Raw genomic sequence first — 1,310 nt, 5'->3', positions numbered from 1 at the left:
CAAGCTTGACCCGTCCTGAATAAAGGCTACATAATTTTAAACATTATGTATAGAAATGACAAAGTAATCAGACGGTATTCAGAACCTTTTAAACTGAAAATTTTAGCCGAACTCACAACCGGAAAGCACACAAAGAGCGAACTTTGTAAACTCTATTCCATTGCACCCACAACGGTCAATGAATGGATCAGAAAGTACAATCGTAAAGACTTAATGAACACAAGGGTAAAAGTGGAAACAAAAGACGAAATATCCAGGATCAAAGCACTTCAAAAGGAGATAGAACAGCTTAAAAAACTACTTCTCAAAAAGGATCTCGATGCCATGGTACTGGATTCTTACCTGGAAGTAGCTGCAGAGGATCTCGGCTACAGATCGGTCAGCGAACTAAAAAAAAAGTTAAGTATAAAGCCCTGATCAAAGCTAAAGAGAAATCTAAGGGAACTGCTTCTTTAACGACCATAACCCATTGTTTCGGTCTTAAGCGTGATGCGTATTATAAATACAGATCCAGAGCTGATAACCGTTTAAGACTGGAACAACAGATTATAGATATCGTTAGAAAAAGACGCAGGTCCCTTCCCAGGGAAGGCGTACGTAAACTTATCAAATCCTTGGATGTGGATTTCAGTAAAGACAATATCAAGGTTGGCAGGGATACCCTGTTCAATGTTCTTAGAAAACATCAAATGCTGACACTTAGAAAGAAGACCAGTGCGAGAACCACTAACTCATACCATCGCTTTTATAAGTATGGGAACATTATAAAAGACCTGGAAATTACCAGGGCCAACCAAGTTTGGGTCAGTGACATAACCTATATCAGGACCGTAAAAGGCTTTTGTTACCTGGCCTTGATAACAGATATGCATTCCAGAAAGATAGTCGGTCATGACCTTAGTGATAGCCTGGAACTGACAGGATGCGTGAGAGCACTCCATAAGGCTATCTATCAAGCCAAGGATATTGAACAGCTTATCCACCATTCTGACAGGGGAATCCAATATTGCAGCAATGTGTACACACAGATATTAAAGAGGAAAAAGATAGATATCAGTATGACAGAAGAGAACCATTGTTACGAAAATGCAATGGCAGAAAGGGTAAATGGAATTTTAAAGGACGAGTTTTATCTCGATCAGACCTTTGATAGCGTAGCACACGCAAAGAGAGCTGCAAAAAGTGCAATTAAATTGTACAACGAAATAAGATTACACTTATCTTTAAATTATAGAACACCAAATATGGTATATAAATTAACAGCGTAAATCAATTTTAACCTGTAGCCATATTTCAGGACTAGACAGCTG

2 protein-coding genes are annotated in these 1,310 nt (G+C 38.5%); both read left to right on the top strand.

What is annotated here, in order from left to right:
• Positions 1-45: 45 nt before the first annotated feature.
• Positions 46-417, top strand: coding sequence for a transposase (locus tag BXY82_RS00050; protein ID WP_133756143.1), 372 nt, complete (start codon positions 46-48; stop codon positions 415-417).
• Positions 375-1,268 (top strand): IS3 family transposase, encoded by an 894-nt coding sequence (locus BXY82_RS00045; RefSeq protein WP_133756142.1) that lies wholly within the window; start codon positions 375-377, stop codon positions 1,266-1,268. The genes BXY82_RS00050 and BXY82_RS00045 overlap by 43 nt, the downstream gene beginning before the upstream one ends.
• Positions 1,269-1,310: the final 42 nt, after the last annotated feature.

Source organism: Gelidibacter sediminis (assembly GCF_004364975.1).
In the GTDB taxonomy this organism is placed as follows: Bacteria; Bacteroidota; Bacteroidia; order Flavobacteriales; family Flavobacteriaceae; genus Gelidibacter; species Gelidibacter sediminis.
Note: the sequence above shows the minus strand (reverse complement) of the source record. Positions and strands in the feature narration are given on the sequence as shown.

Excerpts from the sequence above, each read along its gene's own strand:
- BXY82_RS00050 (WP_133756143.1), top strand. The coding sequence starts at position 46 with ATGTATAGAAATGACAAAGTAATCAGACGGTATTCAGAACCTTTTAAA.